We start from the raw sequence: 15,755 nt of genomic DNA on the forward strand, positions 1-15,755 counted from the left end.
ACCCGACGCGCCCGAGCCCGGTACGCCGGAACCGCAGGACGAGGTCGCTCCGGTCGGCTTCACCTACTATTTCGGGCGCGCCGTGCTCGTCCCGCTGACGAGACTGATCTACCGTCCGCGCATCGAGGGTCGGGGCAACATCCCCCGCAAGGGCAAAGTGATCCTGGCGAGCAATCATCTGTCGTTCATCGACTCGCTGATCATCCCGATGTTTTCACCGCGGCCGGTGTACTTCCTGGCGAAGTCCTCGTACTTCGATGGCAAAGGCATCCGAGGTTGGATCAGCCGGCAGTTCTTCACCGCGATCGGTGCAACCCCCGTCGAACGCGGAGCGGGGCAGGCCGCCCTCGACGCGCTCGACCAGCAGCGCCGGATCCTCGCCTCGGGTCGGGCGATCGCGCTCTACCCCGAGGGCACGCGCTCTCTCGACGGACGCCTGTACAAGGGCCGCACCGGTGTCGCGTTCCTCGCGCTGGAAGAGGGCGCGCAGGTCGTTCCGGTGGGCCTGATCGGCACCAACGAGGCGATGCCCGTCGGCGCGAAGATGCCGAAGCGGCATCCGCGCGTCACGATCCGCTACGGCAAGCCGATCGACCTGTCACACCTGGGCCCCGCGAACAGCGGCAAGGCGCGCCGACTCGCGACCGACGAGATCATGGCCGCGATCCACGAGCTCTCAGGCCAGGAACTCGCGAACGCCTACAACGAGGTCCCCGCCTCAACCCCCGTCGAGCGCCTCAAGCAGGTCCTCCCCCACGAGCGCCGCTGACTCGCGCCGCCGCTCAACGCGAGCTTGCCCTTCTGAACGCGAGCTTGCCCTCGCTTACGCGAGCTTGCCCTTCTGAACGCGAGCTTGCCCTCACTCAGGCAGCCGCGACGACGGCCTCGTGGCGCACGGGGAAGTTCACCGAGTTCGCGATGAAGCACCACTCGTTCGCCTGCGCGTGCGCGGCCTCGGCGGCCTCGATCATCGCGGCATCCGCCACGACGACCTGCGGATGCAGCACGACCTCGCGGAACGCCCCGCCCCCACGGCCGTCCTCAACCATCAGGCCGGTCGCCTCGTCGCGGTACGACACCACGACGACACCCGCCTGCACGCACGCGTGCAGGTACGACAGCAGGTGGCACTCCGACAGCGCTGCCAGCAGCAGGTCTTCGGGGTTCCACTTCGCAGCATCGCCGCGGAAGGGCTTGTCGCTGGATGCCTCCATCGACGACTTCCCGTCGATCGCGATCGTCACCGACCGGTCGTAGTCGCGGTAGCCGCTCGTACCGCTGCCGCGGTTGCCCGTCCACTCACTGTGCAACACGTACCGATGCTCACCGATCATGTCTCTCAGTGTGCCACCCGCCCGGCGGTAGGCTGGGGCGGTGCCAGAGACCCTGACCGTCGCCTCCTCCGTTGAACTCGCCGTCGTCGAGCGCAGCGGGTTCGTCGAGTCGCGGCACGCAGGTGCAGCGATCGTCCTCGATCCCGACGGCGTCCCAGCTCTGACCCTCGGCGACGTCGAAGCGCTGATCCTGCCGCGCTCGAGCCTCAAGCCGCTGCAGGCGCTCGGTAGCATCACCGCCGGCGCGACTCTCGACGGCGAGCGCCTGGCGCTCGCGACGGCGAGCCACTCCGGCACCGATCGCCACGTCGCGGTCGTGCGCGACATCCTCGCCGCCGCCGGGCTCGGCGAGTCAGACCTCGGATGCCCCGCGGCATGGCCGACCGACACGGCGACACGCGACGAGCTCGTGCGCGAGCTCGGGCAGCCCGAGCGCATGCGCATGAACTGCTCGGGCAAGCACGCAACGATGCTGCTGGCGTGCACCGCCAACGGCTGGGACACCGCGACGTACCTCGACCCCGGGCATCCGCTTCAAGTGCACATCCGCGAGGTCATCGAACGCCTCACCGGCGCGAAGATCACGACGACGGCCGTCGACGGCTGCGGTGCGCCCGTGCACGCGATGAGCCTGTCGGCGCTCGCGCGCGCGACGCACCGCATCGGCACGTCTTCCGAGCGCTCACCGTTCGCGCTGCACCGCACCGCCGGAGCGCTCGTGCGCGCCGTGCGCGAGAACCCGTGGGCGATCGACGGCCCCGGCAGGCCGGACACGATCGCGATCGAGCACCTCGGCGTCTTCGCGAAGGGCGGCGCGGAGGGCGTCATGATCATGGTCGCCCCGAACGGCGCGACGGTTGCTCTGAAGGTGCTCGACGGCAACGGCCGCGCGGCGACGGCGATCGCCCTCGCCCTGCTCACCCGCGTCGGCGCCCTGTCTGCCGCCGACGTCGCACAGACGATGACCCAGCTTCCGCTGACCGTGACCGGCGGCGGCAAGGATGTCGGCCAGATCCGGCCGACCGTGTAGCGGTCCCGACGCTCACAAGGCGGAGGGACTCAGAGAGGAGTTCCATGCGCATCTGTGTTCCGACCGAGATCAAGAACAACGAGTATCGGGTCGCGCTCACGCCCGCTGGCGTGCACGACCTCGTCGCCTCGGGGCACGACGTGTTCGTGCAGCGCGGCGCCGGCGCCGGTTCGTCCATGTCGGATGCCGAATATGAGGATGCCGGCGCGACGCTGCTGGACGATCCCGCCGACCTGTGGGCGCGCGCCGAGCTGCTGCTGAAGGTCAAGGAGCCGATCGCATCCGAGTATCCGTATTTCCGCGACGACCTCGTCCTGTTCACGTACCTGCACTTGGCCGCCGACCGCACGCTGACCGACCGCCTCGTCGAAGGCGGCGTGACCGCGATCGCCTACGAGACCGTGCAGTTGCCGGGTGGCGGGCTGCCCCTGCTCGCGCCGATGAGCGAGGTCGCGGGCCGCCTCGCGCCGACTGTCGGCGCGGCAACCCTGATGCGCTCGGCGGGCGGGCTCGGCCTGCTGATGTCGGGAGTGCCGGGCACGCGCCCCGCGACCGTGACGATCATCGGCGGGGGCGTCGCGGGCGCCAACTCGGCCTATATCGCCGCGGGGCTCGGTGCCGACGTCACGATCTTCGACACGAACATCGCGCGGCTGCGGTTTCTCGACGATCATTTCCAGGGGCGGGTCAAGACCGCGGCATCCAACCCGCTCGACCTCGATCGGGCGGTCGTCGCATCCGACCTGGTGATCGGGTCGGTGCTGATCCCCGGAGCGAAGGCGCCCAAGCTCGTCACGAACGACATGGTCGCCCGCATGCGCCCCGGCTCGGTGCTGGTGGACATCGCCGTCGACCAGGGCGGATGCTTCGCCGACACGCACCCGACGACGCACGCCGAGCCGACGTTCCCGGTGCACGGCAGTGTGTTCTACTGCGTCGCGAACATGCCCGGAGCCGTGCCGAACACGTCGACATCCGCCCTGACGAACGCGACGATGCCGTACATCCGCCGCATCGCGGCGCTCGGCTGGCAGGATGCCCTGCGCTCCGACCCCGCGCTGGCCGCGGGCCTCAATACAACCGGCGGCCACATCGTCAACGCCGGCGTCGCGACCGCCCACGGACTCGACTCACGCGCGGTGGCGGAGGTGCTCGGGTAGGCGGGAGGGTGCCGCCGGCAATGTGGTCTGTGCCGGTTAGCACCCGCCGTCACGCTCGCGGAAGGGTGACGCGGCGCACGCCGCCGTCACCGCCTGACGAGAGCGCCCACGCGCGGCCGACACCAGGCTGGACGTACGGCGGCAGGTCACGACGGCCGGTCACGGCGCGATACTCCGCTGAGCACTCGGCGTCGACGACGAGCTCGCCGCGCGCACGCGCCTCGCCGAGGGCACGCCACTGGGCGAGCCAGTCCTCGGGCGAACCGACCAGCAAAGCCGGCTTGCCGATGACATCGGTGGCGGATGCCCCGGCATCCGCCACCTCGATGACTCGCACGCCCGCCGCGACGCAGGCCGCACGCACCGCGTCGCCGCGCGGTCCAGGGGCCAGGACGAGCGCGGCCGGGCGCGTCGTGTCGAGGGCTGGATGCCAGAGCGGGGCGGCCTCGGTCGCCATCGGTGCGGTGCGGCGGCGCAGGCCGGCCGAGGGCGCGATGCCGGCGTCGCGTGTGGCGATCTGGCGGGCCCGGGCCTCGTCCGGTGCGGCCACGTCGGCTGCCTTCGGCATGGCCGCGTCAGCCACGCCCGCCTCCTCCGCCACGGCACTGTCGGCCTCGTCCGCCACGGCGAACTGCACGAGCATCCGACCCCACCGGCCACGGCCCGCCGGAGCGCCGGCGACGAAGTCGACCGACTCACCGCCCGCGGCGACGTGGTCGGCACGGGTGGGCAGCGGCAGGATCGCCCGCTGCGGAAGAAGGTCAAGGGTCCGGCCGAGGGTCCCCGACACCCGCGTCGCCGACACGACGACCACGATCCCCCGCGTGCGCGCCTCGCGCGCCGCCCGATCGAGCGCGGCAAGCCATACGGCCGCGTGCTCGGGCGGGAACCGTGCCGCCAGCGCATCGACGTCGTCGACCAGCACCGTGGCGCCGGCCGGCACCCGGTCCAGCGCCGTGACGAGGTCCCACGCGAGCTCGAGGTCAGCGGGCACCCACAGCGCGTGTCGCGCTTGCGCCGCAACCGTGCGCAGCAGAGACGTACGCCCGCTGCCCGGGCCACCGATGACGGCGAATCCCACGGCATCCGGCGCGAGAGTGACCAGCGACTGCCGCTGCTGCTCGGGCTGATCGGCGAGGCCCAGCACGACCGGCCGCTCTGCGGGCGCCGCAGCCCCCACCCGCACCACCGCCTCGCTCACCGAGACCCGGGTGGGCAACGGCGGCAGCCACGGCCGACGCGCCGGCAGCATCCCGGCCGTCTCTTCGCGCAGCGCGCGCAATGCCGCCTCGTCGCACCGCGCGATCCGGACGGCGCGCGGCCCCGAGTCGGCCCCACGGCGCACGAGTGCCATCCCCCGCGCGAGCGCGGTCCCGGGCAGGTGCGCGGCGTCGTCGACGCCGAGCACGGTGCGCGAGTCCGCGGCATCCGTCACGCGCAGGGCGATGCGCAGCGGCGCGTTCGCCAGCACGCCGTCGCGAAAGGCTCCGCCGGCACGCTGCGACGCGAGCACGAGATGCATGCCCAGCGCCCGCCCGCGCGCGGCGATGTCGGCGAACAGCTCGTGCAGTTCGGGCCGCGCCGTCACGAGCGCGGCGTACTCGTCCACGACGATGACGAGCCGCCCGAGCGCTCCGGCGGCTTCTTCGACATCTCGCGCGCCCACGCCCGCGAGCACCCGCTCGCGATGATGGACCTCGGCGCGCAGACTCTCGACCGCACGCAGGGCCTGCTCTTCGTCGAGGTCGGTCAGCACGCCCGTCACGTGCGGCAACGCGGCGAGCGCGTCGAAGGTCCGCCCACCCTTGAAGTCGACCAGCAGCAGCGCCACCTGCTGCGGCGAGCGCCCCCGGCACATCCCGACGATCCAGGTCGTCAGCAGCTCACTCTTGCCCGAGCCTGTGACGCCGATCACGACCGCGTGCGGACCGTCCGTGACCAGGTCGAGCGTGACCGGGTCTCCCCCGCTGACGCCCACCGTCGCGCCCAGCGACGAAGACCCGCCGTCCGGCCCGGCCGGCAGCTCACCGACCGTGATCGGGCCGTCCCCACGCTGCCCGAGCGTCGTGGCTCGCGCGGCGAGCGCCGCTATCACGACCTCGGCCTGCCCGTGCGACACCGCCTCGACCTGCACCTGCCGCGAGACGCCGTCATGGTCGAGGCGCGCCAGACCGCCCGCGGCAAGCGTCAGCACGGCCGCACACCGCGGCGGCGGCGGCGCTCCGTCGCCGACCTGCACGATCGGGATGTCCGCGTCCGCGGGCAGAGGCCGGTCGCCCGCGCCGACGAACAGCACGGCCCCACGCGTCGCCTCCGCGTGCGGCAGCGTCGCAAACGCGGCGGATGCCCCAAACGACGCGGACGCCCCGAATGACGCGGATGCCCCCGCACCCGGCGCGTCCGCGACCCGCACCCGCCCCGGCGCCTGCGTGAGACACACCTGCAGCGCGAGCGCCCGCACGACCGCCGCGGCCGGCACCGGTGGCCCGCACACGGCGATCCCCGCCGTCAGCGGCACCACGACAGGGACGTCTTCGATCGTGTGCGCGCGACGACGCAGCGCACGCGCCTGCGCATCCTGCGGCTCTCCGTCGACCCGCAGGGCGCTCACCCCCGTGCCCCGGCCGACGACGATCGCGTCCTCGCGGCCCGGCACGACCCGCCAGATCTCGTCGGGGTCGTCGGCGAACCCCGCGAGATCGGGCGTGCGCCGCCAGGCGCGGCGGCGCTCCTGCTCGTGGCGGCGCACGATCTCGTCGTCGAGCCCCGCCAGCGTCGCGGCGGCCTCGCGCCGGGTGCGCCGCGTCGCGCGGCGCCGGTTTCGCCACCCGTCGAGGAAGGAAGCCGCAGCCATGAGCGGGCCGAGCGCGGCGAACCACAGCGCGTACACCGATCCGGTCAGCCGCCACAGCACGATCGCGCCGACGACCGGAACGACCGCCGCGGCGACCGGGAGCGCCGGTCGGGCCGGCACGGCGGGTGCGGCGGGAAGGCGAAGGGGTTCGTCGAGGTCATCCAGCATGCGCGACAGTCAACCGCGCCGGCGCCGCGCGTGGCGGCGCGAGACCCCGATCAGTGGATGGTTTCGCTCAATCCTCGATTGGGGAGGAGGCGGTGTGCGTCAGCTTCGCGTTCAGCACCACGATCGTGATGTTGTCGCGCCCGCCGTTCTCGAGCGCCGCCTCGAGCATGTCGTCAGCGGCTTCGGTCGGGTCGTCATGCTGCAGCAGGAAGTGCAGGATGCCGTAGTCCGTGAGCTCCTTCGTGAGCCCGTCGCTGCAGATCACGAACCGGTCGCCGTCGACGACCTCGAGGCGCACGTAATCGGGCGATACCCCGTCCGACGGACCGACGGCGCGCGTGATGACGTTGCCGTAAGGGTGGTTCTCGGCCTCTTCGGGCGTGAGCCGGCCCGCCGCGATGAGCTCCTGCACGACCGAATGATCGGTCGTCACCTGCGCGAGCCCGCCGTCGCGGAACAGGTAGACGCGCGAATCGCCGATGTTGAGCGTCACCCACGTCGGCTCGTCGCCGGTGAGGTCGAGGTACACGCCGGTCACCGTTGTGCCGGTGCCCTCGTCTGTCGTCTCGGGGTGCGAAGCGATGTCGGTCACGGCCTTGGCCAGGGCCTTCTCGATCGTCTTGGGGCTCACGTCGCCCTTTGTCGCGACGGCGGTCAGGCGCTCGATCGCGCTGGCGCTCGCGATCTCGCCGCCGATGTGTCCGCCCATGCCGTCGGCCACGACGAACAGCGGGAAGTGCGCCAGCATGGCATCCTGGTTCACTTCTCGTCGACGTCCGCGATGAGTCACCTCCGACCATCGCAGTTCGAGCGCGCCGTCCGCGAGAGGGACGGTGCGCGACTGGGTCGCGGGTTCGGGCACGGTCACACTCTAGTGGACCGCTCCCCCGCGCCCGCGGAGGCATCCCCGGGTTCCTCCGACCCGTCGCCGCTAGCGGGGGCATCGAACTGCGCGTTGTACAGCCGCCAGTACGCGCCGCGCGCGGCGAGCAGCTCGTCGTGCGTGCCCTGCTCGACGATCGCGCCGGCCTCCATCACGAGGATCAGGTCGGCATCGCGGATCGTCGACAGCCGGTGCGCGATCACGAACGAGGTGCGGTCGCGACGCAGGCGCGACATCGCCCGCTGGATCAGCAGCTCGGTGCGCGTGTCGACCGAGCTCGTGGCCTCGTCGAGGATGAGGATGCGCGGGGCGGACAGGAACGCCCGCGCGATCGTGACGAGCTGACGCTCGCCGACCGACAGGTTGGTCGCTTCGTCATCGAGCATCGTGTCGTAGCCGTCCGGCAGGGCGTGCACGAACCGGTCGACGTAGGCGGCGGTCGCCGCCGCGATGATCTGCTCTTCCGTGGCATCCGGATCGCCGTACGCGATGTTCTCGCGGATCGTTCCGGCGAACAGCCACGTGTCCTGCAGCACCATGCCGGTGCGCGAGCGCAGGTCGTCACGCGTCATGAGCTGGGTGTCGACGCCGTCGAGCGTGATGGCGCCAGCATCGACGTCGTAGAACCGCATGATGAGGTTCACGAGCGTCGTCTTCCCCGCGCCGGTGGGTCCGACGATCGCGACCGTACTGCCGGGTTCTGCGCGGAGCGACAGCGCATCGATCAGCGGGCGGTCGGGCGTGTAGCGGAACGACACGTCTGCGAACGCGAGGTCGGCCGCGGCGTCGGGCACCGTCTGCGCCGGGTCGGCGTCGGTGGTCTGCTCGTCTTCGTCGAGCAGCTCGAACACGCGCTCGGCGCTCGCGACGCCGGACTGCAGCAGGTTCGCCATCGAGCCCAGCTGGCTGAGCGGCTGTGTGAACTGGCGCGAGTACTGGATGAACGCCTGCACATCGCCGATCGACATGAGACCCGCGGCGACCTGGAGTCCGCCGATGACGGCGATCGCGACGTAGACGAGGTTCCCGATGAACATCATCGCCGGCATGATGATGCCGGAGAGGAACTGCGCGCCGAAGCTCGCCCGGTACACCTCGTCGTTCTCGGTCTCGAACTCGGTCTCGGCGTCTTTCTGGTGCCCGAAGACCTTGACGACCGTGTGACCCGAGAAGGTCTCTTCCACGCGCGCGTTGAGGATGCCCGTGGCTCGCCACTGCGCGACGAACAGCTTCTGCGAGCGGCGCGCGACCAGCATCGTGATGACGATCGTCAGCGGAATGGTCACGAGCGCGACGACGGCCAGGATCGGCGAGATCACGAACATCATCACGAGCACGCCGATGACCGTCAGCAGTGAGGTGATCACCTGCGACAGCGTCTGCTGCATCGTCTGGCCGATGTTGTCGACGTCGTTCGTGACGCGGCTCAGCAGCTCGCCGCGCTGCACGCGGTCGAAGTAGGCGAGCGGCAGCCGGTGGATCTTGTCTTCGACCTGCACGCGCAGGCGGTGCATCGCGCGCTGCACGATGCCGTTGAGCAGCCGCGCCTGCAACCAGCCGAACAGGGATGCCAGCACGTACACGCTCAGCACGGCGATGATGACGACGGCAAGGCGATCGAAGTCGATGCCGGCACCGGGGGTGAAGTCCAACGCCGAGAGCATGTCGGCCTGCTGCTGATTGCCACTCGCGATCAGCTGATCGATCACCTGCTGCTTGGTCGCCCCGGCCGGCACCTGCAACGAGATGAACCCCGCGAAGATGATGTTGGTGCCCTCGCCGAGGATCTTGGGCCCCGCGACACTGAGTGCGACAGACAGGATGCCCAGGACGAGCACGACGACGAGCCCCGGGAGATCGACACGCAAGGTGCCCAGGAGCCGCTTGGCACTCGGTCCGAAGTTCTGCGCCTTCGCGCCCGGGGCCATGCCGCCGCCCGGTCCGCGCCCGCCCATCGGCCCCCGCGGGCCGGGTGCGGGTCGCGTGGATGCCGCGCCGCTCATGCCGCCTCCCTTGCCGAGAGCTGCGAATCGACGATCTCGCGGTACGTCTCGCAGGTCTCCACCAGTTCGTCGTGCGTACCGAGCCCCACGATGCGACCGTGGTCGAGGACGATGATCTGGTCGGCGTGCTGGATCGTCGAGACGCGCTGCGCGACGACGATGCGCGTGGCATCCGGCAGCGCCTCATCGAGAGCGCGCCGCAGCGCGGCGTCGGTCTTGAGGTCGAGCGCCGAGAACGAGTCGTCGAAGACGTACACCTCGGGCTGCTTGGCGAGGGCCCGCGCGATCGCGAGGCGCTGCCGCTGGCCACCCGACACGTTCGTGCCGCCCTGCGCGATCGGGGCCTCGAGACCGCCATCGAGCCCGCGCACGAAGTCGGCGGCCTGTGCGAGTTCGAGTGCGCGCCACAGGTCGGCATCCGTCGCTTCACGGTCGCCGTAGCGGAGGTTCGAGGCGACGGTGCCCGCGAACAGGAACGCGCGCTGCGGGACGAGCCCGACGCGCGCCCACAGGTCGTCCGGGTCCATCTGCCGCACGTCGACGCCGTCGACGCTCACGGAGCCGCCGGTCACGTCGAACAGTCGCGCGATGAGGCCGATCAGCGTCGTCTTGCCCGAGCCCGTCGAACCGATGATCGCGGTCGTCGTGCCCGGCTCGGCGGTGAACGTGATGCCGCGCAGCACGGCATCCTCGGCACCGGGATACGTGAAGTCGACGTCGTCGAACACGATCCGTCCACTCGTGCCCGCCACCGCGACCGGCTCGGCCGGCGCGTGCACCGACGGCTCGGTCTCGAGCACCGCGCCGATGCGGTCGGCGCAGACAGCAGCACGCGGGATCATGACGAACATGAAGGTCGCCATCATGACCCCCATGAGGATCTGCATGAGGTAGTTGAGGAACGCGAACAGCGTGCCGATCTCGACCCCGTGGTTCTGCACCTGGTCGGCTCCGAACCAAATGACCGCGGTCGACGACACGTTCATGACGAGCATGACCGCGGGGAACATGAGCGCCATCAGGTTGCCGGCGCGCAGCGCGGTCTCCATGACGCTTTCGCTCGCCTGCCCGAACCGCTGCCGCTCTTCGTTCTCACGGACGAAGGCGCGGATGACGCGGATGCCGGTCAGTTGCTCGCGCAGGATCTGGTTGATGCGGTCGATGCGTGCCTGCATCTTCGTAAAGGCCGGCACCATCCGCACGACGATGAGCGAGACGGTCACCAGCAGCACGGGCACCGCGACAGCCATGAGCCACGACAGACCGGCATCCTGCCGCACCGCCATGATGACGCCGCCGATCGCCAGCATCGGCGCCGAGACCATGACGGTCGCCGACATCTGCACGAGCATCTGCACCTGCTGCACGTCGTTCGTGTTGCGCGTAATCAGCGACGGTGCCCCAAACTGACCGACCTCGCGTTGCGAGAACGCGACGATCTGGTGGAAGACGGATGACCGCAGTCGGCGCCCCATGCCCATCGCCAGTCGCGAGCCGAAGTAGACCGCGACGACCGAGCACACGACCTGCACGAGGCTGACGGCGAGCATGATCCCGCCGGTGCGCCAGATGTAGTCGATGTCGCCCGTGACGACGCCCTGATCGATGATGTCGGCGTTCAGCGTCGGCAGCAGCAGCGAGGCGATCGACTGTCCGAGCTGGAACACGATCACCAGCAACAGCAGCGGCCAGGCCGGCGCCAGATAGCGCACCAGGAGCTTCCAGAGCATCCGGCCACCCTTCTGAGGTTCGGGCGCTCGGACAACCGCGCGCGGATCGACGCTACGCCCATCGCCGCGCGCGGTTCAAGCGCGCCCGTGCGCCCTCAGCGAACCTGGCTCAGACGCGCGGAGTGTCGTCGCCGGATGCCTCGGCGGGCGGCTCCGGCGCCTCGGGGCTCGCCGGCGTCTCGGGGCTCGCTGGCGGCTGCGGGCTTGCCGGAGGCTGCGCGGCTGCCGGCGGGGTGGCCGGCGGCTGGTAGCCCGCCGGGGGTGCGGGAGGCTGGTAACCGGCGGGCGGAGCCGGAGGCTGGTAGCCCGCGGGCGGCTGGTAGCCCGCCGGAGGCACCGCCCCCGCGGACGGCTGCACCGGCACGCCGGCCCACACGGTGCGGTCGGCGAAGAAGGCGTTCGTCGCCCACGGCGCCGGCGCGACGTTCGGGTTCCAGCGGGACTGGTCGAACGCGTTGATGCCGTACCAGACGATGCCCACCAGCACGTAGAGGATGACCCACGGGGTATCCTTCTGCAGCTTCAGCCCGACCCGCCACGCGGCCATGGCACCGGCTGCGACCGGCAGCAGGAAGAGGATCCAGCCGACGCCGGGGATCTGTCCGAGCACGATGGCGGCGCCCCACGCGATCAGCATGACCCAGGGGCTCAGGTCGCCGAGCTTGCCGAACACCATGAAGTTGTACACGGGCACCCACGCGCGCCACTTGCCCTGCACTCCGGCCTTGTCGAAGATCTTCATCAGGAACCACGAGGTCAGCACGTAGGCCGCCGCGGCGAAGAGGAAGACGAAGAATCCGAATACCGCGAGGATCGCGTAGGCTCCCGCGCCCGAGTAATCAGCCATGAGGCACCCTCCTGAGGTGACATCGTGCGGCTCGCGCCGCGACGTAGCGGGGCATTCGCCCCGACAGGTGACATCGTAGGGGGTCACCGTGTCGCGCCCGCAACATGTCGGTGCTCGCGTGGTGCCGACCCGCTCGATAGCCTGACGACAGGCATCCATCGGAAGGACCATCATGAGCGACGCGACGACACCCACTCCCCCGCCGTTGCCCGACCGTCCCGCCGCGCAGGCTGCCGCCGAGACGCCCGAGCCCGCCGGCGGCATCGCCGGCGTCGATGACACGGGCGTGCCGCGCCTCGTCGGCGAGCTCGACGACATCGGGCGCGGGTTCCTCTCCGCCCTGTTCGACATCACCTTCACGCGCTTCATCACGCGACGCCTCGCGAGTGTGTTCTATCTCGTCGGCCTCGTCGCGATCGGCATCGCGTTCGTGTCGGCGCTGTTCGGCGGCGTGATCTCGGGCATCCGCTCGCTCGGCTGGAACCTCGGGGGTGGCATCGCGCTCATCGCGTCGACCGTCATCGTCGTGCCGGTGCTCGCGTTCCTCGCCGTCGTGCTGCTGCGCTTCGTCATCGAGGCGGGCGTCGCGCTGGTCGCCATCGCCGAGAACACCGAGCGCACCGCCGCCAACACCCTGCGTGACTGACGCCGCGCGACCCCCGCCTCAGTTTGGGGACGCCACGCCACTGTCGCACCGCGCCAGTTGGGGTCGCCACTGGTCGCCTCACGCCGATCGACGCGACCACCCGCGACCCCAAACCCGACGGCACCCGACCGCACGCGACCCTAAACCTTCATCCGGCCCTTTCTGTCGCTGCGGCGCCCGCGAGCCCGCACGAACGGACGGATGAACAGGATGCCCCGCACACGGGCATCCTCCATCCGGCCCTTCCTATCGCTGCCGCGCCCGACAACCCACAGAAGGGGCCGGACGAGCGGACTGCCCACCAGTGTCACGCCGCCCCACTTTAGGGTCGCCCCTGGTCGCCTCACGGCGTCCGATGCGACCACACGCGACCCCAAACCCACAGGCACCCGACCACACGCGACCCCAAACCCGCAGGCACCCGACCACACGCGACCCCAAACCCGCGGGCACCCGACCACACGCGACCCCAAACTCGAAGGCACCCGACCGAACGCGACCCCAAACTCGCGCGGGAACGGGCCCTACACGACGAGGTCGAGTTCGCCCGGCGCTCCCGCACGCACCTCAAGGCCAGTGGATGCCGCCCAGCGGACGAATGCCGCAGGTGTGGCGACGCGCGGCCGCGCCTCAGCGAGCCGGCGCACCAGATCGCCCTTCGCGTGCTTGTTGAAGTGGTTGAGCGCCCGCACGGTGCCGTCGGCGCCCGCGGTCACGACCCGCAGATACGCCGTCGCGACGCCTTCAGGCACGGGGCCGAGCGCCGCATAGGCCTCCGAGCGCAGGTCGAGCACGAACTGCGGCGCAGCCACGGCGAGAGCCGCCGTGGTGGCATCCGCCCAGTGCCGCCGCAGAGCAGGCAGGCCCGGCAGCCCCGTGCCCGCGGCGAGCCGGTAGGCCGGGATCGCGTCGAGGGCACCGACCGGGCCGAACGGCGCCGAGTGGATCAGGACGTGCGCCCCGAGCCAGCGCCGCGCGGCAGGCGCGAGTGTCGAGGCATCCAGCGCGTCATACAACACACCCGTGTAGCGGTCGATCGCGGGCATCGTCGGCGCTGTGCGCAGGGCGGCATTGGCGGCGACCTCGTGGCGTTGCCGTGGTGACAGCCTCAGAACGCGCGCGGCCTCGTCCTCATCGCCGCTGAGGGTCACGAGCGCGTCGACGACAGCCGCGCGCTGCGGCGCGAGCTGCGGCAACGCGAGGCGACCGAGATCGAGAGGCCGCGCGCGCCCGCCCGCGCGCTTGGTCTCGCTCGGCGGCAGCAGAATCAGCACAGCGGGGCTCCAGTGAAAGCGAGAAACCACTCTCGCGTGAGGAAACCACGGCTGATGTGGTTTCTCGCGCGAGAGTGGTTTCTCAGCGGGTGTTGGCGGTCAGGACAGCAGAGCGGCGTGGCCGGCGACGATCGTGAGCTCGTCGCGCTCCATCGACAGGAAGCCGGAGTGTGCGCTCGCGGTGACCTTGGTGCCGTCAGTCTGAGTGATGCGCACCTGACCTTCGGCGAGGATCGCCAGAACGGGCTCGTGCCCCGTCATGAAGCCGATCTCGCCCTCGACGGTCTTGGCGACGACGAGGGATGCCTCGCCGTGCCAGACCTCCTCCTCCGCGGAGACGAGGGTGACGGTCAGCGCCATCTCAGCTGTTCTCCTTCTGGATCTGCGCCCACTTCTCTTCGACGTCGGAGATGCCACCGACGTTGAAGAACGCCTGCTCGGCGACGTGGTCGAAGTCACCCTTGACGATCGCGTCGAACGACTCAATGGTCTCCTTGATCGGGACCGTGGAGCCCTCGACACCGGTGAACTTCTTCGCCATGTAGGTGTTCTGCGAGAGGAACTGCTGGATGCGGCGCGCACGGGCGACGACGATCTTGTCCTCTTCGGAGAGCTCGTCGACACCGAGGATCGCGATGATCTCCTGCAGTTCTTTGTTCTTCTGCAGGATCTGCTTCACGGCGGTGGCCACACGGTAGTGGTCCTCACCGATGTAGCGCGGGTCGAGGATGCGGCTCGTCGAGGTCAGCGGGTCGATCGCGGGGTACAGACCCTTCGACGCGATCTCACGGCTGAGCTCGGTCGTCGCGTCGAGGTGGGCGAAGGTCGTCGCAGGGGCCGGGTCGGTGTAGTCGTCGGCGGGCACGTAGATCGCCTGCAGCGAGGTGATCGAGTGACCACGCGTCGAGGTGATGCGCTCCTGGAGCACGCCCATCTCGTCGGCGAGGTTCGGCTGGTAGCCCACGGCCGAAGGCATGCGGCCGAGAAGGGTCGACACCTCGGAACCGGCCTGCGTGAAGCGGAAGATGTTGTCGATGAACAGCAGCACGTCCTGCTTCTGCACGTCGCGGAAGTACTCCGCCATCGTCAGAGCCGAGAGGGCGACGCGCAGACGCGTCCCCGGCGGCTCGTCCATCTGGCCGAACACAAGGGCGGTCTTGTCGAAGACGCCCGCCTCTTCCATCTCGCCGATGAGGTCGTTGCCCTCACGCGTGCGCTCACCGACACCGGCGAAGACGGAGACACCACCGTGGTCCTGCGCGACGCGCTGGATCATCTCCTGGATGAGGACGGTCTTGCCGACGCCGGCACCGCCGAACAGGCCGATCTTTCCACCCTGCACGTACGGCGTGAGCAGGTCGATCGACTTGATTCCGGTCTCGAACATCTCGGTCTTCGACTCGAGCTGGTCGAAGTTCGGCGCCTGACGGTGGATGCCCCAGCGCTCGGTGATCTCGACGGTCTCGCCCGGCTCGAGGTTGAGGATGTCGCCGGTGACGTTGAAGACCTTGCCCTTGGTGACGTCGCCGACGGGAACCGTGATGGGGCCGCCGGTGTCGCGCACCTCCTGGCCGCGGACCATGCCGTCGGTCGGCTTCAGCGAAATCGCGCGGACGAGGTCGTCGCCGAGGTGCTGCGCGACCTCGAGCGTGATCTCGGTCGACTCGCCGTCGATCGTGATCGTCGTCTTGAGCGCGTTGTAGATGTCGGGGATCGAGTCGTGCGGGAACTCGATGTCGACGACCGGGCCGGTGACGCGTGCAACGCGCCCGACGACCGTCGTCTCGGCCTTATCGGCGGTGGCGGTGGCAGTCATTGTCTGTCTC

13 protein-coding genes are annotated in these 15,755 nt (G+C 70.3%); 4 read left to right on the top strand and 9 right to left on the bottom strand.

Annotated features, from left to right (window positions below):
• Window positions 1-82 precede the first annotated feature (82 nt).
• The gene (locus BGO46_RS00050) at window positions 83-769 is read left to right on the top strand and encodes a lysophospholipid acyltransferase family protein (protein WP_292679016.1); all 687 of its coding nucleotides are present in this window, start codon (window positions 83-85) and stop codon (window positions 767-769) included.
• A 94-nt stretch (window positions 770-863) separates the two neighbouring features.
• Here BGO46_RS00050 and BGO46_RS00055 read toward each other — a convergent pair whose 3' ends face one another.
• The gene (locus BGO46_RS00055) at window positions 864-1,334 is read right to left on the bottom strand and encodes an OsmC family protein (protein WP_292678952.1); all 471 of its coding nucleotides are present in this window, start codon (window positions 1,332-1,334) and stop codon (window positions 864-866) included.
• A 40-nt stretch (window positions 1,335-1,374) separates the two neighbouring features.
• On the opposite strand from BGO46_RS00055, the gene BGO46_RS00060 reads away from it, so the two are divergent.
• Window positions 1,375-2,364 (top strand): asparaginase, encoded by a 990-nt coding sequence (locus BGO46_RS00060; RefSeq protein WP_292678950.1) that lies wholly within the window; start codon window positions 1,375-1,377, stop codon window positions 2,362-2,364.
• A 44-nt stretch (window positions 2,365-2,408) separates the two neighbouring features.
• Window positions 2,409-3,524, top strand: a complete 1,116-nt coding sequence (gene ald / locus BGO46_RS00065) for an alanine dehydrogenase (protein WP_292678947.1) — start codon at window positions 2,409-2,411, stop codon at window positions 3,522-3,524.
• Window positions 3,525-3,573: 49 nt separating this feature from the next.
• Here the strand turns inward: ald and BGO46_RS00070 are convergent, their stop codons facing one another.
• The 5 genes from BGO46_RS00070 to BGO46_RS00090 form a co-directional block, all read right to left on the bottom strand.
• Entirely contained in the window at window positions 3,574-6,546 is a 2,973-nt protein-coding gene (locus BGO46_RS00070; protein ID WP_292678944.1) for an FtsK/SpoIIIE domain-containing protein, read from the bottom strand.
• Between the two features lie 67 nt (window positions 6,547-6,613).
• The gene (locus BGO46_RS00075; protein ID WP_292678941.1) at window positions 6,614-7,408 is read right to left on the bottom strand and encodes a protein phosphatase 2C domain-containing protein; all 795 of its coding nucleotides are present in this window, start codon (window positions 7,406-7,408) and stop codon (window positions 6,614-6,616) included.
• Between the two features lie 2 nt (window positions 7,409-7,410).
• Entirely contained in the window at window positions 7,411-9,432 is a 2,022-nt protein-coding gene (locus tag BGO46_RS00080) for an ABC transporter ATP-binding protein (RefSeq protein ID WP_292678938.1), read from the bottom strand.
• Window positions 9,429-11,162, bottom strand: coding sequence for an ABC transporter ATP-binding protein (locus tag BGO46_RS00085; RefSeq protein ID WP_292678936.1), 1,734 nt, complete (start codon window positions 11,160-11,162; stop codon window positions 9,429-9,431). The genes BGO46_RS00080 and BGO46_RS00085 overlap by 4 nt, the downstream gene beginning before the upstream one ends.
• Window positions 11,163-11,271: 109 nt before the next feature.
• The gene (locus BGO46_RS00090; protein ID WP_292678934.1) at window positions 11,272-12,009 is read right to left on the bottom strand and encodes a large exoprotein; all 738 of its coding nucleotides are present in this window, start codon (window positions 12,007-12,009) and stop codon (window positions 11,272-11,274) included.
• Between the two features lie 172 nt (window positions 12,010-12,181).
• On the opposite strand from BGO46_RS00090, the gene BGO46_RS00095 reads away from it, so the two are divergent.
• Window positions 12,182-12,655 (top strand): DUF4282 domain-containing protein, encoded by a 474-nt coding sequence (locus tag BGO46_RS00095; protein WP_292678931.1) that lies wholly within the window; start codon window positions 12,182-12,184, stop codon window positions 12,653-12,655.
• A 524-nt stretch (window positions 12,656-13,179) separates the two neighbouring features.
• Here the strand turns inward: BGO46_RS00095 and BGO46_RS00100 are convergent.
• The 3 genes from BGO46_RS00100 to atpD form a co-directional block, all read right to left on the bottom strand.
• Entirely contained in the window at window positions 13,180-13,929 is a 750-nt protein-coding gene (locus tag BGO46_RS00100) for a peroxide stress protein YaaA (protein WP_292678929.1), read from the bottom strand.
• Between the two features lie 99 nt (window positions 13,930-14,028).
• Window positions 14,029-14,289 carry a F0F1 ATP synthase subunit epsilon gene (locus tag BGO46_RS00105; protein ID WP_292678927.1) on the bottom strand — a complete coding sequence of 87 codons (261 nt, stop codon included), beginning with the start codon at window positions 14,287-14,289 and terminating at the stop codon, window positions 14,029-14,031.
• 1 nt (window position 14,290) lies between these two features.
• On the bottom strand, window positions 14,291-15,745 hold the full coding sequence (atpD, locus tag BGO46_RS00110; RefSeq protein ID WP_292897127.1) for a F0F1 ATP synthase subunit beta: 1,455 nt from the start codon (window positions 15,743-15,745) through the stop codon (window positions 14,291-14,293).
• Between the last annotated feature and the right edge of the window lie 10 nt (window positions 15,746-15,755).

The sequence above is a fragment of the Microbacterium sp. 70-16 genome (genome assembly GCF_001898315.1).
In the GTDB taxonomy this organism is placed as follows: domain Bacteria; phylum Actinomycetota; class Actinomycetes; order Actinomycetales; family Microbacteriaceae; genus Microbacterium.